At 59.1% G+C, this 22,675-nt stretch carries 18 protein-coding genes, 1 tRNA gene and 1 pseudogene; 12 read left to right on the forward strand and 8 right to left on the reverse strand.

Annotation, left to right across the window (positions count from 1 at the left end; translation table 11 throughout):
- The first annotated feature begins 5 nt into the window (after positions 1-5).
- The 4 genes and pseudogenes from AC244Q_RS07675 to AC244Q_RS07690 all read left to right on the forward strand — a co-directional run.
- Entirely contained in the window at positions 6-2,042 is a 2,037-nt protein-coding gene (locus AC244Q_RS07675; protein ID WP_206641068.1) for an McrB family protein, read from the forward strand.
- Positions 2,043-2,329: 287 nt separating this feature from the next.
- Positions 2,330-3,544 carry a DUF2357 domain-containing protein gene (locus AC244Q_RS07680; RefSeq protein WP_245460443.1) on the forward strand — a complete coding sequence of 405 codons (1,215 nt, stop codon included), beginning with the start codon at positions 2,330-2,332 and terminating at the stop codon, positions 3,542-3,544.
- On the forward strand, positions 3,541-5,898 hold the full coding sequence (locus AC244Q_RS07685) for a hypothetical protein (protein ID WP_113545406.1): 2,358 nt from the start codon (positions 3,541-3,543) through the stop codon (positions 5,896-5,898). The genes AC244Q_RS07680 and AC244Q_RS07685 overlap by 4 nt, the downstream gene beginning before the upstream one ends.
- Before the next feature lie 59 nt (positions 5,899-5,957).
- Positions 5,958-6,144: pseudogene (locus AC244Q_RS07690) on the forward strand (non-homologous end joining protein Ku); the annotation flags it as partial.
- Positions 6,145-6,195: 51 nt separating this feature from the next.
- On the opposite strand, the gene AC244Q_RS07695 reads toward AC244Q_RS07690, so the two are convergent.
- The 6 genes from AC244Q_RS07695 to AC244Q_RS07720 all read right to left on the reverse strand — a co-directional run bounded on the left by AC244Q_RS07695 (position 6,196) and on the right by AC244Q_RS07720 (position 14,549).
- Positions 6,196-6,576 (reverse strand): PH domain-containing protein, encoded by a 381-nt coding sequence (locus AC244Q_RS07695; RefSeq protein WP_113545405.1) that lies wholly within the window; start codon positions 6,574-6,576, stop codon positions 6,196-6,198.
- A gap of 334 nt (positions 6,577-6,910) precedes the next feature.
- Positions 6,911-10,726: a vitamin B12-dependent ribonucleotide reductase gene (locus tag AC244Q_RS07700; protein ID WP_113545404.1), complete on the reverse strand. Its 3,816-nt coding sequence runs from the start codon at positions 10,724-10,726 to the stop codon at positions 6,911-6,913.
- 637 nt (positions 10,727-11,363) lie between these two features.
- Entirely contained in the window at positions 11,364-11,954 is a 591-nt protein-coding gene (locus AC244Q_RS07705) for a hypothetical protein (RefSeq protein ID WP_113545403.1), read from the reverse strand.
- 194 nt (positions 11,955-12,148) lie between these two features.
- The gene (gene gpt / locus AC244Q_RS07710; protein ID WP_017993700.1) at positions 12,149-12,643 is read right to left on the reverse strand and encodes a xanthine phosphoribosyltransferase; all 495 of its coding nucleotides are present in this window, start codon (positions 12,641-12,643) and stop codon (positions 12,149-12,151) included.
- Between the two features lie 180 nt (positions 12,644-12,823).
- Positions 12,824-13,666, reverse strand: a complete 843-nt coding sequence (locus AC244Q_RS07715) for a universal stress protein (protein ID WP_064648899.1) — start codon at positions 13,664-13,666, stop codon at positions 12,824-12,826.
- A 106-nt stretch (positions 13,667-13,772) separates the two neighbouring features.
- Positions 13,773-14,549: a competence/damage-inducible protein A gene (locus AC244Q_RS07720; protein ID WP_017993702.1), complete on the reverse strand. Its 777-nt coding sequence runs from the start codon at positions 14,547-14,549 to the stop codon at positions 13,773-13,775.
- A 284-nt stretch (positions 14,550-14,833) separates the two neighbouring features.
- On the opposite strand from AC244Q_RS07720, the gene wrbA reads away from it, so the two are divergent.
- From wrbA to AC244Q_RS07735, 3 genes are all read left to right on the forward strand, one after another.
- Positions 14,834-15,430, forward strand: a complete 597-nt coding sequence (wrbA, locus tag AC244Q_RS07725) for an NAD(P)H:quinone oxidoreductase type IV (protein WP_003538774.1) — start codon at positions 14,834-14,836, stop codon at positions 15,428-15,430.
- Between the two features lie 210 nt (positions 15,431-15,640).
- Positions 15,641-15,725 (forward strand) — tRNA-Leu (locus AC244Q_RS07730).
- Positions 15,726-15,858: 133 nt separating this feature from the next.
- Positions 15,859-15,990, forward strand: coding sequence for a hypothetical protein (locus AC244Q_RS07735; RefSeq protein ID WP_017993704.1), 132 nt, complete (start codon positions 15,859-15,861; stop codon positions 15,988-15,990).
- Positions 15,991-16,000: 10 nt separating this feature from the next.
- Here the strand turns inward: AC244Q_RS07735 and AC244Q_RS07740 are convergent, their stop codons facing one another.
- Entirely contained in the window at positions 16,001-16,435 is a 435-nt protein-coding gene (locus tag AC244Q_RS07740) for a VanZ family protein (RefSeq protein WP_206641070.1), read from the reverse strand.
- A gap of 138 nt (positions 16,436-16,573) precedes the next feature.
- Here AC244Q_RS07740 and ilvA point away from each other — a divergent pair, with 138 nt between their 5' ends.
- From ilvA to AC244Q_RS07760, 4 genes are all read left to right on the forward strand, one after another.
- Positions 16,574-17,824, forward strand: a complete 1,251-nt coding sequence (gene ilvA, locus AC244Q_RS07745) for a threonine ammonia-lyase (RefSeq protein ID WP_128406305.1) — start codon at positions 16,574-16,576, stop codon at positions 17,822-17,824.
- Positions 17,825-17,861: 37 nt separating this feature from the next.
- Positions 17,862-18,188: an HlyU family transcriptional regulator gene (locus AC244Q_RS07750; protein ID WP_003538786.1), complete on the forward strand. Its 327-nt coding sequence runs from the start codon at positions 17,862-17,864 to the stop codon at positions 18,186-18,188.
- Positions 18,189-18,422: 234 nt separating this feature from the next.
- Positions 18,423-19,694, forward strand: coding sequence for a GGDEF domain-containing protein (locus AC244Q_RS07755; protein ID WP_017993707.1), 1,272 nt, complete (start codon positions 18,423-18,425; stop codon positions 19,692-19,694).
- Between the two features lie 197 nt (positions 19,695-19,891).
- Positions 19,892-21,121 (forward strand): MFS transporter, encoded by a 1,230-nt coding sequence (locus AC244Q_RS07760; RefSeq protein WP_113545401.1) that lies wholly within the window; start codon positions 19,892-19,894, stop codon positions 21,119-21,121.
- Between the two features lie 58 nt (positions 21,122-21,179).
- On the opposite strand, the gene AC244Q_RS07765 is transcribed toward AC244Q_RS07760, so the two are convergent.
- Positions 21,180-21,956, reverse strand: a complete 777-nt coding sequence (locus tag AC244Q_RS07765; protein ID WP_113545400.1) for an SDR family oxidoreductase — start codon at positions 21,954-21,956, stop codon at positions 21,180-21,182.
- Between the two features lie 107 nt (positions 21,957-22,063).
- Between AC244Q_RS07765 and AC244Q_RS07770 the strand changes: the two genes are divergently transcribed.
- Complete coding sequence (locus AC244Q_RS07770) at positions 22,064-22,639, forward strand: TetR/AcrR family transcriptional regulator (protein ID WP_113545399.1); 576 nt, start codon at positions 22,064-22,066, stop codon at positions 22,637-22,639.
- Positions 22,640-22,675 lie beyond the last annotated feature (36 nt).

Genomic DNA, 22,675 nt, shown 5'->3' on the forward strand with positions numbered 1-22,675 from the left:
TCGATATGCTGACCGGAAATATCTTGATCCTGCTTTTCGCTGCACTGGCCGTAGTTGCCTTGATCGGCGTGCAGACAGGGTTCGCAGTCCTCCACGACCGCGCGGTGACCGCCGCAGGTCCAACGCGTTCTTTGGAATCGTTGGAGACGGCCATTGCCGACAAGCGCATGGCATTGAGCGATATCGAAAATGAACTAGGCGAGCGCCGGAAAGCTCTTGCGAACATTGCTGACGTGCAGGCGGACTATGACGCCACCAAACGTCAGCTTGATGAGCTGAACGCGGAGTGGCTTCAGAAGAGCAAGCGGCGGGACGAAATCCGGGCGATAAGGGAGGAAATCGAGGCCGAGATTATTCAGAAGCAAGCGATCGATGCAGAGCTAGCTTCGGCACGCGCAGACCTGGATGCCGTTCACGACCGCCTTGCTGCTGCCGAACGCCTGTTCGCTCTGAACGATGAGATGAAGCGGGAGCAGGCTGCGCTCGAAGCCAAGATCGCCGAGATGCGATCCGAAGCGATGGAACTCACCGAGGCTCAAGAGCGTGTTCAACGCCTAGATACGCTGTCGCATGAGCTAGGTCGGGACATTGCTCGAACCGAGGGGCTTCAGCAGGCCGCGACGGCGCAGCTTGCTCAAGTTCAGGAAACTCTCGGGGCCGAGCGACAGGCGACGGCCGCCGCGCACTCCGAATTCACTCAAGCGGCTGCAAAGATCGCTGCCGCGGAGGAGCGGACACGCTCGGTGGAGAGCGAGATCACTACTTTGGAAGAGCGCCGTTCGTCGCTTATGGCGCAGGTCGCACGGATGGAAGACGATGTCGCCGAGGCAGGAGGCAAGGATGCGCCAGACGGTGAAGAGGCGATTGCCGAGCGTCTCAAGGAGCTGACTACCCTACCACCGGTGCTCGCCCAGATGCGGACCTGGAACGATCGCGCTGCCGAGAACGAAGTCGATGCCATACAGCGTGTGTTGCAGCGATTGGATCAGAACGGGCTGCATTACGATCGTCGCATCGTTTACGCGTTCCACACTGCTATGAAAACCAACGACACGACCCAGATGGCAGTCCTTGCGGGTATCTCCGGCACAGGTAAGAGCCAGCTGCCGAGACAGTACGCGGCGGGTATGGGGATTGGGTTCTTGCAAGTTCCGGTACAGCCTCGTTGGGACAGCCCCCAAGATTTGATGGGTTTCTACAATTACATCGAGAAGCGGTATCGTCCGACCGACATGGCGCGAGCGCTTTACCACCTCGATGTGCTGAATAATCATAAGAGCGAGTTCAAGGATCAGATGATGATGATCCTCTTGGATGAAATGAACCTCGCTCGCGTCGAATACTATTTCTCTGACTTCCTCAGCCGTCTTGAAAGTCGACCGCCCGTAAATCGAGTGTCCGACAAATCTCTGCGCAAAGACGCGGAGATCGAACTCGAAATCCCAATGCCTCGGGGTATGGACGCTCCACGCATCTTCCCCGGATACAATTTGCTATTCGCGGGAACGATGAACGAGGATGAAAGCACCCAGTCCCTTTCCGACAAGGTCGTTGACCGCGCCAACGTCTTGCGTTTCTCTGCCCCAAAGACGATCCGTACGACATCGCAGAAAGGCACAATCGCCGAACCGGAGGCGCTGTCGGCTATTCGCTGGCGTTCGTGGATTAAGCCGGTGTCCGCCGTGGAAAACGAGCAGACTGTCATTGAAAGCGTTGATCGAATGGTCAACCTGATGAAGGGCTTTAAGCGGCCGTTTGGCCACCGCCTTGGTCGCGCGATCATGGCTTACGTCGCCAACTATTCATCCTTCGACCAGGCGGGGGATTTGCGTGTGCCGCTTGCGGATCAAGTCGAGATGCGTCTATTGCCGAAGTTACGCGGCATCGAGGTCGAAGACGGAAACGATCATGCCTTCTCGGAACTTATGAGCTTCGTCGATGAGAAATTGCGAGATGACCAGCTCGCGAAGGCCATTGAGGATTCGATACGCTCAGCGAAAGAAGGCTCGGGACAATTCGTTTGGAACGGGGTTTCCCGTTAATGCTCCATCTCGGCAGGCCTTGGGACCGCAGAGCTATCGCTGAGGGCAAGTTCGGGCCTAACGATTGCTTGGTCAGCGAGGTGCGCGGTGAGGCACCTAAGAACGGCGGCCACTCGCGGCTCATGTCAGCCAAGCTGCAAGACGGTCCGATCGAGCTCATCCTTCACCCGTATCCTAAGAGTGCAAATGCTCAGCGCCCGAACAGGATCGGATTTCCTGTGCGTCCTCGTGGCGTGAAAGAGCATGAGACGCCGGAGGACGTGCGGGCGAGGGAACTCCTTCGCCGAATGAACGAAGTTCTCGCAAGGGTGCAGGAGCTTGGAGAGGCGCTTGAGGATCCGCTGCATGTCTGGCCACGTTTGCGCGACGCCTGGGAGCGTGCTGAGAATGAAGAAGATCCTCGAATGGCCGAGATCGTCCGCCAAGCGCAGGACGTTCTTCCTCGTTTGAAAGCTTTGGAGCCAAGGATCAGGCGTGTTCTGCGCCGCTCCCGCGAACTGACATCGCTGGATCGCGTCCAGGAGATGGACCGAGCATCTATGCGATGGTTGGTTCGCCAGCCTGGACGGACCATTGCGGAGAGGGCTGGCACCAGTCAGCGAATATTGGCCACCGTTCGACGGGAGAACTTCGACACCCCAGAAAACAGGGTGCTTCACTCATATTCCAGGCTGGCTTTCCAGGTCGCCCGTGAATGGATGCTGGAACATCCGCGAGCCAAGACCAGTCGTCGCTATGCGGAGGTCGAGCACTTCGGACGCTTCTGTAAGACTTTTGCCAAGATGCTCGCCGATCTTGAAATCAGCACCGCGGACGCAGGCGTTATTCCGAACTACGTCCTGATGCAGGACCCTAGCTACAACGCGATCTATGAAGCATGGCGTCGTCTCCTTGAGGAAGACAAGGTTCTCGACGACCTATGGGCGTGGCAAGCAGAAACTTGGACGGACTTCTCTGTCCTTGCTGTTGTGCTCGCATTGAGCGAACTGGAGGAAGCAGAACTGGTCGCACAGTCGCCAATAGTTTGGCGTTCTGAGGCTTCTCTCGGCAGATGGTTTGAGCAGGATCGCCCCATTGCTGTATTCTGGCTTAAAAACACTGGGCGCATCGTCGAGGTGCAGTCCCGACCAGAGGCTCCGGGTCGACTGCTTGCGTTGACGCGTGCGCATGTGTCACTGCGAATTTCCGACATACATACAGGCGGAATGCCGCGACGCGTCGCAGTCTGGACGCCCCACTCGATGGCAAGGTTGGACCTTGGTGATGCTGTTCAGCGAGCGAATGAGCGCTTGGTTGAGATCCAGCCTTTCAGCCAGACCGAGGTTTTGCGCAACGGCCTGATCCTCACGCCGTCGCACGGTGAGTTCGAGTTCTGTTTGGCGGACGGCGCTAGAACTCGGGTTGACGGGATCGCGTTGGAGGCGTCGGGTGAAGGGCTGCGGAAGGGGTTGGATGCAATTCGGACGTTCGCCCGCGGCGAAATTTACGCGAATCCGTCATGAAGAAGCTGTGCGGTTACGACCTCAACGGATGGCGAGACACAGCGGCCAGGAACTGGGTTACTCTTCCTGACGGCGAGGAAAAAGAGGTTCCCTCCGCTATCGTAGAGGGAGGCATCTTTGGCGTGGTAGTTGAGACTGCGGCAAAGTCCGATAGCGGGTTGGTCGGGGGCGCCCAGGCCGCAATTTCCCCTCATGGTCTTGGCTCGGGCTGGGGAGCGATCGGTGCTTCAGAGAGGCGCGTTAAGGTAACCGAATTGCTTGCAGGCGATCCATCGGTCGCACATTTGACGGCCGCGTTGAAGGGAATGTCATCCTTGGCAGGATTTGGCGTAGCTAGTCTGGATGACCACGCAGACACTGGCGAACTGCTTCAAGAACGCCTTCTAACTGCCTTACGAAAAGCAAAAATATCGACTCCGCTTCTTGTTTGGCGGTCGGTGTTGGCGACCCTTTTTGCCATCGAGGACGGCACGATTTTAGAGGGCCAAACCGTAGGAGTGATTTCGCACGTTGCTGACGGTATCACCGTCCAGCGCCTCCGTATCCGGCGGGAACGCAGCCATGGCGATACTGTTCTGGCACCCGAACGCAAATCGGTCGGAAAGTTAATAAGATCGAACTGGGGCTATCTAGGCCTGGCGCAGCGGGCGAAAGAGGCGGTCTTGTCCGCGTCCTCCAGCGGTCGCACCGATCATCTTGCGTGGGCGCGCGCTAACGGTCACCTCGCTCTTGGTATTTCGGCGGAAACCGAAGTTCTTCGACAGAGCAATGGCGACTGGGAAATTTTGACGCCGCCAGCGTCTCTCGATTTCGGTCGTTTCCCTGAATTGCCGAACCTCCGTGCCGATATTTCGGGTTGCGATATTCTCTTGTTGGAAACGCTCTCGGAAGGCGCTGTGAGAGAGGCTTTTCATTCAGCAATGGTGAAGAGCGTCGGGCGAGGCGTCCATATGCTTGTCGAGAAATCCGTGGCTGAGGGCGCGCTATACGCAGCACGTCGCATGAGCAAACGCGACCCGATCTATTTCGATTTTCTTCCGCAGATATCGACGATCGTTCAACGTCGTGACGCGGCCGAGAATTTTGATCTCGTCGATTCCGAGGAAACTCTTCCTGCAGGAGAGGTGTACAGAAGCCCGAAGCCTGCACGGCTGGCAATCCAAGCGGGGCAGGATCGTTTTTCGATTTTTCTTCGTAAGGAAACGGCTGAATATCCGCGCAAAGCCGAGGTGAACATCGGCGTCAAAGTCGACCAGACCGTTCCCGTTGAGCTTTGGGTTGAGCAGAGCCCGGCTTCCGGGCGTGCCAAAATTCTGGTCCATTCACGGAAGTTGGGTCATCATTTCCATGTGGATTGGGATGGGGCGACTGAACTCGATCGATCATGGGACGACCTGCTCGAAGGCTTCAAGAAGCCTGCGCCGACGATACCGGGCCGTCTTGTGCTCGCATGCGGTGTCGATGCTTGGAACGACAGCTCCCGTGGAGACGGTTTTGCAACTCTGCTGGAAAAGAACGTCGATCGTGCTGTCGTCGATTGGACTGCATTAGCAAACCGCCTTTCTGCTCGCCCCGGAGGGAAGTATGCGATTTCAAGCGACGGAGCGATCCCCTCGGAAGTCGACGCCGCTTCCATCTCACGGCTGGACCGTCTCGTCGAAAGGGCACTTGACGAGGTTCGCCGGGGTTTAAAAGGAGGAGGAGTCGGCACTCAGTCATTCCGCTTCCTGACGTGGCAGTTCCGGAGGTGCCCTGCCGAGGTGTCGAGCTTGCTGATCGAAGCGTGGGACAAGGAGGTTCGTGGGCATCCGATCTTCACACAGGGCGCGCACTGGAAACTCGCATACCAGGGCCTTGGTCGTGTCGCAAGCAACCGGAATTTCGAGCTCCAGGCCATCCACAAGGTACTTGGAAGGACGATTGATACCTGGAAGTGGCAAAGGGAAACCGCCGCAATGGCGTTCTTGCTTTCTCGGTCTGAGACGGCTCCGCGACTGCTCACCAGGAAAGATGTCGAGCGGATAGCCCAGCGCGTCCTTCGTGAGTTCGAGGAAAACTTAGGCTCAACCTATACCAGGTTCCAATACGCCCCCATGCTGTTGGTTGGACTTTTGCGCTGGCGCGTGGTCGAGCCGTTTGCGCTCGTAGAGGGCCAAGACCCCCTTGCTGACAAATTGGTCAAAGCCGTCGAGAAGACGATAGTCGACCTCCGGCACAAAGATCGTGCAAGGCCGCTCGTAAAATACGGCCGCATCCTTGAACAGGTTTTGGAGGAGCTGCGCGGCGAGGGGTCTAATCCCGAGTTGCTGCTCGACATTTATGGCGGTGCTGACAGCGGGGATCCTGACGAATAGGCCTCCCTTGGTTGCAATCCAACCGCGCAGGAGGCTTCTGCCGTGATTCGCGAACCTCCGATAACGTCGCGGGGTTTCAAAGCTCGTGATCGGACGCAGGGAACGGGCAATTGTATTGGAACCGCGCGGTGAGGGCATCGTCCTTCGATGCTCCGTTTCGGCGACGAAGCTCGCCAAGAAGAAGGCTATTTCGAAACGGCCGACCCGGATCTCGTGCCGTTGGTTCAGCAACTGACCAAGGCCCGGGACGTGAGCGAAGCTTACAGCGAAATAGCAATGGAGCCGGAAAGTGGTGTTTTATCTACCGAATATCCCTGTGGCTAACGCTCGCTGTATGCCACGGACGTCGGTGCCCTTTTTAAGCGTTCGTTCGATGGGTGTCGCAGTTCCAGACACCCAGACCTTCAGCTCGGTATCGAGGTCGAACGTCCCGGCAGTTTCTACGGAAAACCGCGTGATTGCCTTATACGGAACGGACATGTAGTCCACTTTGCTTCCGGTGAAGCCTTGGACGTCAACCAATATCAGGCGCCACTGCGTGAAGACGAAAAAGTCGCGAATGACCTTGTAAGCCAGTTGGGCGTCTTCGCCATCGATCAACACGCCGTCGAGGCGCTTGCGAAGTTCCGCTGGATCGACCTTCGAACCATGCCCTAGTAGTCCATCAAATAGTCCCATCTCATCCCCCAGTTTGATGCCAAATGCTCCGGGCGACCTGTCATGCCGAGGTACTATGCCAGAGCCAACCGCGTTGGGTTGGCGTTAATGAGTTTAAAAATCGAACTTTGGGGTCCGAGACATACGTGTCCTCTTAGTGAACAGCGAGCTTGTGCTCCCCACGAATGCTACCTCCTGAGTTAATGGTCTGTTCCATTATTCAGTTTCCGGACAGTTTTCGTTGCGTTTCAACACGTTGCCAAGTCGGGTTTCCGTTGAAGAGCAAGCTGTCGCTGAATGTAGGCCCCGCGACATTTGTACGGGGCCCATTCATCAGAACTCAACCAGCGCCTACTCAGCTGCACCCGCTCGTAGCACCACACGTATCGCACTTCTCGCAGGTGCCATTCCGCACCATCGTGAAGTTCTGGCACTCCGAGCACATGTTGCCGGTATAGCCCTGCATGATCGAGCGCTGGCGGCGTTCTGCTTCCCGCTTCTTGGCTTCGGATTTCGCCGTTGCCGCGTCGGCTGCCGCCTTGTCGGAGAAGAGGGCCGTTGCGTCGCTGGTGATTTCCTCGGTCACCTCTTCGGCGATCTCTTCCGCCAACTCCTTGGCGCGCTCCTCGTAGTCGCGCTTGAAGGCAACGATTTCGGAGGTGGAGACGGCAATCGTCGTCTCCAGCTTGCGGGCAGCGGCGCCGGCAAAGGCGGTCACTGTGCCGGTGGAAGTGGCGCGGGCAGGGGCGGCGGTGGCCGCACCCTTGGGTTCGCCTGCCTGGCGTTCGCCGCCGGTGCCGGACACCAGCGTCGGCTTGTAGCCGCGGGTCCAGCCGGTGGAGAGCAGGTTGGTCTTGCCTTCCTGGATGCCCTTGCCGAGTGCCGTGTTCGAGAAGTCCGAGGTATCGACATGGGCCAGGTCGTGGCGGCCGAGATAGGAGACGGCAAGCTCACGGAAGACATAATCGAGGATCGAGGTGGCGTTCTTGATTGCATCATTGCCGATGACCATGCCGGCCGGCTCGAACTTGGTGAAGGTGAAGGCCTCGACATATTCCTCGAGCGGCACGCCATATTGCAGGCCGAGCGAGATGGCGATGGCGAAATTGTTCATCATCGCACGGAAGGCAGCACCTTCCTTGTGCATGTCGATGAAGATCTCGCCGATGCGGCCGTCGCCGAATTCGCCGGTGCGCAGATAGACCTTATGTCCGCCGACGGCGGCCTTCTGGGTATAGCCCTGGCGGCGGTTCGGCAGCTTCTCGCGTTCGCGCGAAACTCGTTCGATCACCCGCTCGATGATCTTCTCGGTGACGGTGACGGCCTGGGCGGCCAGCGGCGCCTGCAGCAGTTCCTCCAGCGCATCCTCATCGTCCTCGTCCTCGATCAGCGAGGAGTTGAGCGGCTGCGACAGCTTCGAGCCATCGCGATAGAGCGCGTTGGCCTTGAGGCCAAGCTTCCAGGAGAGCATGTAGGCGTTCTTGCAATCCTCGACGGTCGCCTCGTTCGGCATGTTGATCGTCTTGGAAATCGCACCCGAGATGAACGGCTGGGCCGCCGCCATCATGCGGATATGGCTTTCCACAGAGAGGTAGCGCTTGCCGATCTTGCCGCAGGGATTGGCGCAATCGAAGACCGGCAGATGTTCATTCTTGAGGAAGGGCGCGCCTTCCAGCGTCATCGCACCGCAGACATGGATGTTGGCGGCTTCGATGTCCTTCTTCGAGAAGCCGATATGGTCGAGCAGGCTGAAGCTGATGTCGGCGAGCTGTTCGTCGGAAACCTTCAGCGTCTCCTTCAGGAAGTCGGCGCCGAGCGTCCACTGGTTGAAGACGAACTTGATGTCGAAGGCGCTCTTCAGCGCGGCGTTGACCGCTTCGACCTTCTCGTCGGTGAAGCCCTTGGACTTCAGCGTCGACGGATTGACAGCCGGCGCCTGGTTCAGGTTGCCGTGGCCGACGGCATAGGCCTCGATCTCGGCGATCTGGCTTTCCGAATAGCCGAGCGTGCGCAGCGCGTCGGGCACGGCGCGGTTGATGATCTTGAAGTAGCCGCCGCCGGCGAGCTTCTTGAACTTGACGAGGGCGAAGTCGGGCTCGATGCCGGTGGTGTCGCAATCCATGACGAGACCAATCGTGCCGGTGGGCGCGATGACCGAGACCTGGGCATTGCGGTAGCCATGCTGTTCACCAAGCTCGAGCGCCTTGTCCCAGGCCGATTTGGCGTGGGCGACTAGATCCTGGTCCGGGTTTTCCGAATGGATCAGCGCGACCGGGTTGATCGACAGCGCCTCATAGCCGGAGCTCTCGCCATGCGCGGCACGGCGATGGTTGCGAATGACCTTGAGCATGCTCTCGCGGTTCGGCGCGAAGTTCGGGAAGGGCCCAAGCTCGGCAGCCATTTCGGCCGAGGTCGCATAGCAGATGCCGGTCATGATCGCGGTCAGCGAGCCAGCGATGGCGCGGGCCTCAGTGGAGTCATAGGGAATGCCAGTTGACATCAGCAGGCCGCCGATATTGGCGTAGCCAAGGCCGAGCGTGCGGTATTCGTAGGAGAGTTCGGCAATGCGCTTCGACGGGAACTGCGCCATCATCACCGAGACTTCGAGCACGACGGTCCACAGGCGAACCGCGTGTTCGTAATCGGCGATGTTGATGCGCTTGGTGGCCTTGTCCTTGAACTGCAGCAGGTTCAGCGAGGCAAGGTTGCAGGCCGTGTCGTCGAGGAACATATATTCCGAGCACGGGTTCGAGCCGCGGATCGGGCCGCCGGCCGGCGAGGTGTGCCAGTCGTTCATCGTCGTGTTGAAGTGGATGCCGGGATCGGCCGAGGCCCAGGCAGCGTAGGAAATCGTTTCCCAGAGGTCGCGCGCCTTGAGCGTCTTCATCACCCGGCCGTCCTTGCGGGCGGTCAGGTTCCATTCGCCATCATTTTCGACGGCGCGCAGGAAGTCGTCCTTGATCGAGACGGAGTTGTTGGAGTTCTGGCCTGATACCGTGAGGTAGGCTTCCGAGTCCCAGTCCGTATCGTAGGTCTTGAATTGGAGATCCTTGTAGCCCTGGCGGGCGAACTGGATGACGCGCTGGACGTAGTTCTCCGGAACCTGGTCCTTCTTGGCGGCGCGGATTTCGCGCTTCAGGGCAGGGTTCTTGTTGGGATCGTAGCAATCGCCATTGTCGCCGCCTTCGCAATTGAAGCAGGCCTTCATGATCGCCTTCAGATGTTTGGCGACGACCCTGGAGCCGGTGACGAGGGCTGCGACCTTCTGCTCTTCCTTGACCTTCCAGTTGATGTATTCCTCGATATCGGGATGGTCGATGTCGACGACCACCATCTTGGCGGCGCGGCGCGTCGTGCCGCCCGATTTGATGGCGCCAGCGGCGCGGTCGCCGATCTTCAGGAAACTCATCAGGCCGGAGGAGCGGCCGCCGCCGGAAAGCTTTTCGCCTTCGCCGCGCAGCATCGAGAAGTTGGAGCCGGTGCCGGAGCCGTATTTGAACAGGCGCGCCTCACGCACCCAGAGGTCCATGATGCCGCCTTCGTTGACGAGATCGTCCTCGACAGACTGGATGAAGCAGGCATGCGGCTGCGGGTGTTCGTAGGCCGACTTGGATTTGGTCAGCTTGCCGGTGAAGGGATCGACATAATAATGGCCCTGGCCGGGGCCGTCGATGCCGTAGGCCCAGTGCAGGCCGGTGTTGAACCACTGCGGCGAGTTCGGGGCGACGCGCTGGGTGGCTAGCATATAGGCAAGCTCGTCCTTGAAGGCCGAGGCATCTTCCTCGGAGGAGAAATAGCCGCCCTTCCAGCCCCAATAGGTCCAGGTCCCGGCAAGACGGTCGAAGACCTGGCGCGCATCGATTTCGGAGCCGGTCTGTTCGTCCTTAGACAGGGTCTTCAGCGCAGCATCGTCGGGAACGGAGCGCCACAGGAAGGAAGGAACATCGTTTTCCTCGACCTTCTTCAGCCGGGTGGGAACGCCGGCCTTGCGGAAATACTTCTGCGCCAGAACGTCGGTCGCGACCTGGGAGAACTGCGCGGGAACGTCGATGTTCTCGAGGCGGAACACGATCGAACCGTCAGGGTTCTTGATCTCGCTCGTCGCCTTGCGGAATTCGATATCCGCATAGGCGCCTTGGCCGGCCTTTGTGAAACGACGTTCGATGCGCATTGTCTTGACCTCGTGTTGGCGCCTGGTCCCCGCGACCTCGGCGCAAAATTCCTATCCGGCGGCACTTTGTCGTCGCGCAGCCAGTCTCGTTTCCGTATTGTGACAGGGGTGTCATCCGGAGATGTCCTTCCTGTATCTTGTGGTAATGGTGGCTGCAAACGCTAAATATAGTATTAACAGCTTATTATCGCCAGTCCCAATGCCGCTTTTTTTGGAGGCTGAAAACCGCGCAAAAATCCTGTCGGGCCTGAACCGTTTTCGGTCCATCGCCCTGATTCCGCGTCCTAATTTTCAAAAGGGAACCGGGCTCGTTACCTCCGGTTCTGTCGCCGCCGCAACATCAGGGACAGTAAGTTTGAAACAGCTGATTCCGTCAAGGGCTGGCTTTTAATTGATTGCTAACCACAACATGTTGTGGATGCGCCTGTGGAGATTGGGGAAAGCCGGGGAGCGCTGATATTACAATGGCTTGCAGGCGTTGCCGGCTAAGGAAAACCTCGGAATGGCAAAAAACCATCCTCCGGCAAATCTTATGATGGCATTTCCGGCGCAAATGAGCATGCCGATTCGCCGGTGAAATCAGTGCTCCTAAAGCACGTCGTTATCGCAAAAGCGCAAACTTTTGCGCGACATGCTGTTAGAGCGCATCGATGGCGATGGTGACGATGGCGACGCCGATCGGCCTGTTCTCTTCGTCCATGACGACGAAGCTCGCCTGCGTCTCGAGATTCTGGGTGGATTCATTGCGTTCCGCCCGGTCGATGAAGATCTCGCGGGAGCCGCTGGCGAAGGTTTGGAGATATTTCTCCTCGTCGCCCTGCCAGAAGTCGGCGGTGATGGTGCTCTGCCCGACATTCAGCCCATGCGAGTCCGTGACGAAAAATTCGAGAATCGCGCCCTGCGAGGCGTCCTGGTTTTCCCTCAGGTACTGCGACACGGATTTGTCGAGCAGCAGCTTGACCATCTGCAGGTGGTGCTGATTGACTTCCGACCGGTAGGTCTCATCGAGTACCCGCATATCCATTTCGCTGACATTGCCGAATTTCGCGTTCTGCTCGGCAATGGCCTTCAACACCAATGGCGTTTCCACAATTGGTCGGATCCGCTTCTCGACATAGTCGTGCACGAGGGGAATGTAGGCAGGCTCAGCGTGGACGCGCGCCAGCGGCAACAGAAAGGTCGCCAGCCCGACAGTCACAACCGCTCCTATATGCCCCCATCGAGCCATCTTGCTTCCCTATACCCGTATTGTTCGCCGCACGCTTGAGGCGCAACCCGACACGATTCGCATCTGTCGATTTTATGAGCAAAAGATAAAATAGATGTGCAGATCCCGATAGCGGATTCCGAAGACCTCGCTGACAAAATCTGGAACAATTTCAAGTAGTAAATACGATTGTCGCGCGCTTTGGTCTGTAACGATCAGCCCGCGCCCTTGGCGATCGGCTCCTGATAGGTGAAACCCATGTCCCAGGGGAAATAGATCCAGGTATCCTGGCTCACCTCGGTGATGAAAGTGTCGACCGTCGGCACGCCCTTCGGCTTGGCGTAGACGCAGGCGAAATGTGCTTTCGGCAGCATAGTGCGCACCTGTGCGGCGGTCTTGCCGGTATCGGTCAGATCGTCGACGACCAGCACGGCTTCGCCGCCATTCTCCATAAGTTCGGGCGCTATTCCCTTGAGCAGCACCATGTCACCCTGGTTCACATAGTCATGATAGGACGCGACGCAGACGGTCTCGATCAGCCGGATGTTCAGTTCACGCGAGATGATCGCGGCCGGAACGAGGCCGCCGCGGGTGATGCAGACGATCGCCTTAAATGTCTGATTCAAGCCGGCAAGCCGCCAGGCAAGGGCGCGCGCATCGCGGTGGAACTGATCCCAGGAAACGGGAAAGGCTTTATCGGGAAGGGACATCGGGCTGCTCCGCGGCATGAAAAAACGACACGCCGTTGGCCGGCGACCGGACAGGCTTGAAGCGGCGATTGGCAAAACGCAAATCGCGCAGCCGGAACTGCGCGAGAGGGGGCCGAGCTCGAAGCTGTCATCGGTCGCCGCAATTAGCGGGATTTGCCGGCAAAAGGCAAGAGCAGCCAATCAACGCGACAACAGGGTCAGCGCCGTCATCGATTGCAGCAGGGTCTTGGTCGTGCCGCCGAAGATCATCTGCCAGAGCCAGGAGTGCGTATAGGCGCCCATGACGAGAAGATCGATGCTGCTGTCCGAAAGCCGGTTCTCGATGACATGCGATGCGCTTTTGTCCACACTTTGTGCCGTCGAAAGCGTCGTCTTCACGCCATGACGCGCAAGCGTCGCGGCGATGTCGGCGCCTGCCGTCAGCGGCGATTGCAGCGCCGTGTCGGCCGGATCGACCGAAAAGATCTCCACCTCGTCGGCGGCTTTGAGGATCGGCAGCGCGTCGAAGGTCGCGCGCGCCGCCTCCTTCGAACCGTTCCAGGCGATCAGCACGCGCTTGATCGGCTTCGGTTGGCGGATGATATAGGGGATCATCAGCACCGGCCGACCGGTTTCGAAGAGAAAGCTGTCGACGTCGACGTGGCTGTCGGAAGGTCTGGCCGGGTCGGCCTGCGAGGCGATCAAGAGGTCGGCGCTGCGCGCACTTTCGATCAGCGGCGCGGAGCCGTATCCGGTCGATGTGGCAAAGCTGCGCCACTCGGAGGAGGCGCCTGATGCCTCCGCTTTCGCCCTGAAGATGCGCTCAACCGCAATCGTTTCGCTATGCGCCATGTCCTGCAGCGCCTGCACGGCAACGGGATCGGGGATTTCCATCGGCGCCACCAGCGGCACGGCGGAGATGATTTCGGCATGCAGGCCGATCACATGGGCGCCGCTTTCAGCAGCGATGGCAAATGCGAAATCGGCAACCGCGGTACTATTGTCTGATGTATCAAGAATGGCGAGAATGGTTTTGTAAGACATATCAATTCTCCTTGCGCTGAATGGCTTGCGCGAGGGAAGGAATGCGCCGGACCGTTCTCCTGTTCCTTGATAGGGATCAAGGATGCCCCAGGTTCCGGCGTTGCCCTCAAGCCTCGGCGGAATGGTTTTCGGCAATGTCCTTCCTTTGGCGGATAGTGTCGATCATCGCCCGCACCTCGGTGCCGGCTGCATCGATAACCGCCTGGGAGCGGCCGCGTACGACGATCTCGGTCGAGAATTTCTGGCCGATATAACGCGGGTAGGAGCCGATGCTGGTTTCCGGATGTGCCTTCTGGATCGCGGTCAAGGGCGTACCGATCTCACCTTCGCCGTAAGGGCAGGCGATGGCGAGCGAGAGCACCGGCGTGCCGGTTCGAAGCGTCGGCAGCACATTGTCGACCATCGCCTGGAAGACCTGCGGCACACCGGCCATGACGTAGACGTTGCCGATGATGAAGCCGGGCGCGGTCGAGACCGGATTGGGAATATGGGCAGCCCCGCGCGGCATGCGCGCCATGCGCTGGCGCGCCTCGGTGAATTCCATTTCACGGCGCCGATACATCTCGGCAAGCAGCGTCATCGCCGTCTCGTCATATTCGCAGGGCACGCCGAAAGCCTTGGAGATGGCGTCGGCGGTGATGTCGTCATGCGTCGGCCCGATACCGCCCGAGGTGAAGACATAATCATATTTGCCGCGAAGCGCGTTCAGCGCCTCGACGATCGCGTCCTCGTCGTCGGCGACGATGCGCACTTCCTTGAGATCGATGCCGGAAAGCGTCAGCAAATCGGCGAGATGGCCAATATTTTTATCCTTGGTGCGGCCGGAGAGAAGTTCGTCGCCGATGGCGAGCATGGCGGCGGTGACGACGATGTCTTGGCTCATAGGATGTTCCGTGATGTGAGGCTGGGGAATAGGTAGCGCCGTTCGGTCGCTTTGCAAACACCAAGAGCATGATGCCGAAAAGTGCAGGCGGGTTCGGACGACATGATGCTCTAACTTTTAAATTCGGGCGATGCGTCATTTTTGCCGAAATGAAAACCGCAAGCGAATTTTCGTCTCCGGGTGTTGAACACTGAGTTCTTGAGGGCGGGGCTTTGTTCAACCAGGCGCGCTGATAGAAGTCACGTCGGGCACGAAATTCAACGATGTTTCAAGGAAGATAGAAGATGGCGAAGGTTCTCGTTCTTTATTATTCGGCTTACGGCCATATCGAAACCATGGCCTATGCCGTCGCCGAAGGCGCGAAATCGGCCGGTGCCGAGGTCACCGTCAAGCGCGTACCGGAACTGGTTCCGGAAGACGTCGCCAAGGCTTCCTATTACAAGGTCGACCAGGCCGCTCCGATCGCCACCGTCGATGAACTGGCGGACTATGACGCCATCATCGTCGGCGCCGGCACCCGATTCGGTACGGTCGCCTCGCAGATGCGCAATTTCTGGGATCAGACGGGCGGCCTCTGGTTCGCCGGCAAGCTTGTCGGCAAGCTCGGTTCGGTCTTCACCTCTTCGGCAACCCAGCACGGCGGCCAAGAATCGACCATCCTCGGCTTCATCCCCACCTTCCTGCACCAGGGCATGGTCGTTGCCGGCCTGCCTTACGCCTTCCAGGGCCAGATGGGCACCGAGGAAGTCAAGGGCGGCTCGCCTTACGGCGCCTCCACCATCACCAACGGCGACGGCTCGCGCCAGCCTTCTGAGATCGAGCTGGAAGGCGCGAAATACCAGGGCGCCCATGTCGCCAAGCTTGCTGCCAAGCTCGCCTGATCTTTGATGCTGAAATAATGAAGGCGCGGCGGGCATGGGGCTCGCCGCGCCTCTTTTGGTCCACAGACTGGCGGCCCTTGATCAGTGGCGGCTTTCGAGCGGAAATGCTTGGCCGATCATTCGTCGGTGCTGCCGGCCAAAACGGGCACGATTTTTACGCCTCCCGGCTCTTCCCATCGCCCATGACGCAAGATATTGAAAATGCCGCAAGCGGGCGTGGCGAAACTGGTAGACGCAAGGGACTTAAAATCCCTCGGCCTTGGCTGTACGGGTTCGACCCCCGTCGCCCGCACCACAACTATCCACTTTGAATTTGCCCGCATCTGCGCGTGAAAGCGTGTTTTTGCTTGACAATGACATTTTCGATGCAAGGATTGCGCCGCGACAGTAAGGCGGTTGAGTAAGTATTGTCTTGTGGGAGTAAGACGATGGTTTACGATTGGAATGGGACCAGGGTTCGGCGCATCCGGATCTTCAAGACCAGCGTCGCACTTGTTCTCGGAACTGCGATAGCTGCGATACCACTGTTCTTCTGGGCAGTGCAGTTGAGCGATTTCTAACTCGAGATAATCAGCGTTCTGCGAAAGGAAGCGCGTTTGGCGCTTTGGTCTCGCGCCACCTGTTGATCACCCAGCCAGCCAGCAGCCCGAGGGCTGCGCCCATCGCCTTGATGCTCGCGTCATGCAGGCGCGGATGGCGGGTAGGCGCGAGATATTGCAGATATTCGATGGCGAATGCGCCGACGATCAGCAGCACCGCCACCATCTTCCACTGTTTGGGATAACCGAGCGCAAAGGCCAAGCCGACGAGAAGATAGGCGGCCGCACGGTCGACATCGACCGTGGTGACCGTGTCCGGCCTCTCTCCGATCGGGGAAACCGTAGCGAAGATGATGAAGGCAAGCAGCAGCCAGGCGAGCGGTTTTGCGAATTTGAAGATCATCATAGCTTCATATAAGTGGCCGCCCTTTTTATTGACAGTTAAAATCAGTTCATGTGCCGCCAATTTCGCGATTGGCTTAAGAAAGCCTTCCTCGGAGCGAACCGGTCCGGGCGCGAACCGGAAACGGCCGAAACGGGCTTTCTTTTGCCGGTTGGCCTGTGCCATAGCGGCGGTGGCTAATTGAGAGAATGGACCACGCCCGTGACGAAACTTGATGTCGAAAGTGCCGCAGAGGCAATGCGTAGCCTGTTTCCGGCAACGCCGCTGCAGCTCAACGATCATCTGTCGGCCCGCTACGGCGCCGATATCTGGCTGAAGCGCGAGGATCTGTCGCCGGTGCGCTCCTACAAAATCCGCGGCGCCTTCAATTTCTTCCGCAAGGCGATCGGGCAGGGTGCGGCCGGCAAGACCTTCGTCTGCGCCTCGGCCGGCAATCACGCTCAGGGCTTTGCCTTCGTCTGCCGCCATTTCGGCGTACCGGGCGTCGTCTTCATGCCGGTGACGACACCGCAGCAAAAGATCGACAAGACCCGTATGTTCGGCGCCGAATTCATCACTATCCGGCTGTTCGGCGACTTCTTCGACCAGTGCTACCAGGCCGCCCGCGAACATGTTGAAGCGGTCGGCGGCGTCATGGTGCCGCCCTTCGACCATGCGGACATCATCGAGGGCCAGGCGACGGTGGCCGCCGAAATCATGCAGCAGCTGCCGGAAGGAACAGTGCCCGACATGGTCGTCCTGCCGGTTGGCGGCGGTGGACTGGCCGCCGGCATCACCGGCTATCTCGACGGCACCGTGCCGAAATCGGCTTTCGTCTTCACTGAGCCGGCCGGCGCGCCGAGCCTTAAGCGCAGCATCGAGGCGGGCAAGGTGACGACGCTTGCCAAGGTCGACAATTTCGTCGACGGCGCGGCGGTGGGGCGCATCGGCGACCTGAACTTCGCCGCTCTTCGCGATTTCCCGGCAAGCCAAGTGCAACTGATGCCGGAGAACGCCATCTGCGTCACCATTCAGGAAATGCTGAATGTCGAAGGCGTCGTGCTGGAGCCGGCCGGCGCCCTGTCGCTGACGGCGATCGCCGCGATGGACGGCCAAGCGATCCGCGGCAAGACCATCGTTGCTGTCGTCTCCGGCGGCAATTTCGATTTCGAGCGCCTGCCTGACGTAAAGGAAAGAGCCATGCGTTACGCAGGGCTGAAGAAATATTTCATCCTGCGCCTCGCCCAGCGCCCCGGCGCGCTGCGGGATTTCCTCAATCTGCTCGGCCCCGACGACGATATCGCCCGCTTCGAATATCTGAAGAAATCGGCGCGCAACTTCGGCTCCATCCTGATCGGAATCGAAACCAAGGCGCCAGAGAATTTCGCCCGGCTGATCGGAAATTTCGAAGCAGCCGGCATGGGTTACGAGGATATCACCGAAAACGAGATCCTCGCCAACCTGATCATTTGACTTGGCGACAGCGATATCGTCGTGCTAAAGGCGGAGCATGGCTTCGTTCATTTCAAATATCTTTTCGATGTTCTCCGGCGGCGGCAAACCGGCTTCGGAGGCAGCAGGCCCTTCCGGCGAGCCGCAGCTTTACGGCGATTGCACGATCTATGCCGAGCCGCGCAAGGAAGGCGGCCAGTATCGCCTTGCCGGCCGCATCGAAAAGAAGGTCGGCGACGAGGTACTGGTGCGCAATTTCATCCGCGCCGATCTGTTTTCCTCCTCCGATGACGCGCTCGAATGCACGGTGCGCAAGGCGCAGCAGATCATCGATCAGCATGGTTCGTCGCTCTTTGGCGACGGCGAGAAGCTTCGTCAGGTCTGAAATCGGGATCCGGGGATGGGTCCTTGATACCGGCTGTAACTATTCCTGTGTGACCGGGGTGCTCTCCAGCGAGCGCGTTCTCACTCACGCAATCTTAAAGGATTGCGGTGAAAGGTATCGCCTGCAGGATTTGCAGGACACCCCCGTGTTTGACTGTTTCGGACGATTGACCAAAGGATTCTCTGTCGCGATCACCGCGCCAGCAGGAGGCCGAACGTCCGGAGCCGAGGTCTCATGATGGAGACACTCAACCTCCTTCTCTTCGTCGTCGAAGCCATCGCCTATTTCGTGCTGATGGTGACGCTTCTGCATTTCCGTCACCGGCTCGGTCTCGGGGTTTTCCTGACGGCGCTCGGCGTCATGCATTTCATGGAGACCTATCTGGCGGCGGTGTTTTATGTTTCGCTGCCGTTCGGGGATGTGTCGCCGGGCTCATCCGTCTTCTTCTCCGGCAAGCTGATGATGATCCTGATGCTTTACCTGCAGGAGGATGCCGCGACGGTGCGCCAGCCGATCTACGGTCTCTTCCTCGGCAACCTGCTCACCGTCGGTATTGCCTGGGTGCTGCAACTGCATCAGCCGCTGCAGATATCGACCAACCTCACACCCGACGTCGATTTCCTCAAGGAGATGGGCTGGCTGATGGTCTGGGGCACGGCGCTGCTCTATGTCGATTCGCTCGGCATCATCCTGCTTTACGAAAAACTCGGCGATTTCTTCCGCCGCCGGGTCGTCCTGCGTTTCCTGATTTCGGGGTTCGCGCTGTTGACCTTCGACCAGATCGGCTTCTTCGCCGCGCTGCATTACTTCCTGGATGTGCCGATCGCCGCATTCTGGGGCGGATGGAAGGCAAAAATGCTTGCCGTCTGCCTCTACGCGGCGATGTTCGCATTCTATGAGTATCGTATTCGCCGTGTCGGTGCGGGCGGGTCCGCACGCTCCATCAGCGACGTGTTCGGCGACCTGACGTTCCGCGAGCGCTATAACGACCTTCTGGAGCGCACCGGCCGCGACATGCTCACCGGCGTTTACGATCGGACGCGCATGGAGGTTGAAGCGCCGCTGATGCTGCGTGAGGCGCTGAGGCAGGGGCTATACGCCACCGTTCTTATTCTCGACGCCGATCACTTCAAGGATGTCAATGACGGCTACGGCCATCTCCAGGGCGACGAGGTGCTGAAGGCGATCGCCGCCCGATTGGGCACGACGTTGCGCTCGAGCGATCGCGTCTTCCGCTTCGGCGGCGAGGAATTCGTTGCCGTCTGTCCAGGCACTGACCACGAGGAAGGTCTGCTGCTTGCCGAGCGCCTGCGCTGGACGATTGCAACCAGCGTCAAGACGCCGGATGACAGGCCGATCACGGTCAGCATCGGTGTTGCGACTGCCGATGAGGACGGCGTCGATTTCACCGCCGTGCTGACGGCTGCCGACGGCAGGCTCTATGTGGCCAAGAAGAGCGGCCGCAACTGTGTCGTCGGCCGCTCCGGCGTGGTGAAACTCAGTTAGACCTGGTGGGCTCGTCGATCAGCGCAGCGCGGTCGGCCGCGGGTGTTTAGGATGTTGCGTAAACAGCAACACATTCCCGTATATTTACGTATTTTCAACATGTTATGAGAGCCATAAAAACGGCTTGTTAGCATAACACAAACGTGATCTCCATTGCCGCAGCATTCCGGATGAGCTTTCCTGCGAGGGGCGTGGACATGAGTGATTCAGTTGCAGCACAGAAAGTCGATGGCGGCGAGTTTGCCGTTTTGTGCATCGGAGGGTTTCTTCTTTCGATTGCCTATGGCGTGACCTTTCTGATCCCGGTGCTGGTTGGCCAGCGTGGTGGCGACGAGGCGCTGGCCGGCCTGATCATTTCGGCTGCGACTGTCAGCACCGTCATTCTCGTGATCCTGTCCGGCCACATCGCGGATGCCATTGGCTCGGCGCGGGCGGTGGCTGTTTCGGGATTGTTTCTTGCCGCGTCAGCGCTGGGATTCGCCATGGTTCCCTCAGCTGGGCTGAGCCTGATGGTGGTCGGTTTCATCCTCGGCATAGGCTGGGGCACCTTCTATGCGCTCGGCCCTATTCTGGTCGCCGCGATCGTCGAACCCGAACATCGGATCCGGTTTTTTGCCCTGCTTTCGGGATCGATGATGTCGGGCATCGGAGCCGGACCGATCATTGGCCGCATTGCTACCAGCTGGTCGATGCCGATCGAGGCGGCCTTCGCATTTGCGTTCCTTGCCAGTCTCGCCGGCGGTGCGCTTTACTTTTTGCTCCATATCCGGCTGACCAATGCCGGCAAGATTTTGCCCCATGTTAACAAGATCTCATTTGGCTCAGCACGCGAGGTGATCGGCTCGCGGGCCATCTATTCCATCGTCATGGTCGGCATCGGCGGCGCGATTTTCGGCGGGCTGTCCAGCTTTCAGACCAGCTACGCCAAGGCGCACGGATTCGACTACTCCCTGTTCTTCATCGGCTTCATGTCCGCCGCGATTCTGAGCAGGCTGTTCGTGGCGGGATATGTGGTCAAGAAAGACCCACTCTATTCGCTTGTGGTCCTGACAAGTCTGACGCTGGCATCGATCGTGCTGTTCCTGATGCTGACATCAAATCAGTTTGCCTATCTGGGAGGCGCGGCGATGCTGGGAGTGGGCTATGGCTTGACTTATTCCGTCATCAACGGCCTGGCGGCCAATGAGGCTCCCGCCGGCCTTATGCCGCAATCGCTGCTGTTATTTTCGCTCGCCTATTCCATCGGCGTCTTCGGCTTTCCACTGATCGCCGGCAATCTGATCGTTTCCTCCGGCGTGCAGACCATGCTGTACGTCGTGCTTCTGCTTGCCGTCCTGAATTTTGCAATCGTCCTGTTTCGTGTTGCCCACCGTGCGACGCAAGAACGAAACAAAGCATCCGTAGGAGACAATACAAGCACTCTATGACGGGTGGCCGAGGCCGGCGAAGGGGCCGGGCAAGTTTGACCTGCCCAGCCCGGCTCACTTAGGCAGCGCGGAAGATCTTGGCGCCGGAGGGAGCACTCGTCATGCCGCCGTCGACAGTGATCTCGATGCCGGTGACATTGGCCGAATCATCCGAAGCCAGATAGAGCGCTGCCTTGGCGATTTCGTCGGCTTCGCTCATGCGGCCGAGCGGGCTCATGCCGCCGATGCGCGCCTCGAGCGCCGACATGGCGTCTTCCGTCTGGGCCATCGGCGACCAGATCGGCGTTTTCGTGCCGCCGGGCGTTACCTGATTGACGCGAATGCCGCGCGGTGCGAGCTCGGATGCCATATTGCGCGTCATGGCCCGGACTGCCGCCTTGGTCGCCGCATAGGCTGTCCAGCCGGGAGCGCCGAGCACGGCATGCACGGAACCGTTGAGGATCACCGAAGCGCCGTCATTGAGGTGCGGCAGGGCCGATTGCACGGTGAAGAAAACCGCCGTGAGATTGGTGCTGATGATCTGGTTGAACTGCTCCAGTGATGTCTCGCCGAGCGGCGTCGCGCCGCCGATGCCGGCATTGGCGAAGACGATGTCGAACTTGCCGACCTTTCCGGCGGCTTCCGCAAAGGCCTTCTCGGTGGCGGCGGCATCGGTGACATCGACCTTCAGCGCCAACACGCCGGCTCCCAGCGCCTTTTCGGCGGCAGCGAGCGTTTCCGGGTTGCGGCCGGTGATCACCACCCTGGCACCCTCGTCGATGAAGACCCTGGCGGTCGCAAGACCGATGCCGCTGTTTCCGCCGGTGATCAGGGCAACCTTGTTTCTTAGACGCATGATTCTGCTCCTCTTGGAATTGACAATGATATAGATTATGATCGTTATCTATAAGGATTATGATAATAATCTACATGAGTCAATAGGCAGTGCCGGGGAGATGTCCGATGGGCCGTTCGCAGCTGGAAAAACAGAAGACGCACGAGAAGATTATCGAGATCGCGTCGAAGCGACTACGCGAAGAGGGGCTCGAAGGTATTGGCGTCGCCGATCTGATGAAGGAAGCCGGGCTGACCGTCGGCGGCTTCTATAAGCATTTCGCCTCCCGTGACGATCTGGTCGCCGAGGCGATCCAGTCCGCTTTCGATTCATGGGGGCGCAAGCTGGAGGCCGAGGGGGTGAACCCGGCGGAGATGACGGCCGCCGATGTCGCCGATCGTTATGTGAGCGCCTATCACCGCGACAATCCGGGTGAGGGCTGCCCTTTTGCCGCGCTGACCTCCGATATATCACGCAGCGGTGAGAAGGCGCGGGGGATCGCGACGGACGGGCTCAGGCGTAATTTCGCGTCATTGGCGGGCAAGGCTGCGGGAGCGGACGAAGGAGAAAGGCGGCGCAAGGCGATCATGGCCTTCGCGATGATGGCCGGCGGCGTCGGCCTTGCCAGGATTTCGTCCGACGAAGAACTCTCGGCCGAGATCCTGGCAACGGTCCGGGATTTTGTCGCCGATATCGACAAATGAAAAACGGCCGGCAAGGCCGGCCGTTCCATGCAGCAT

This window comes from Rhizobium sp. CB2179, assembly GCF_057653455.1.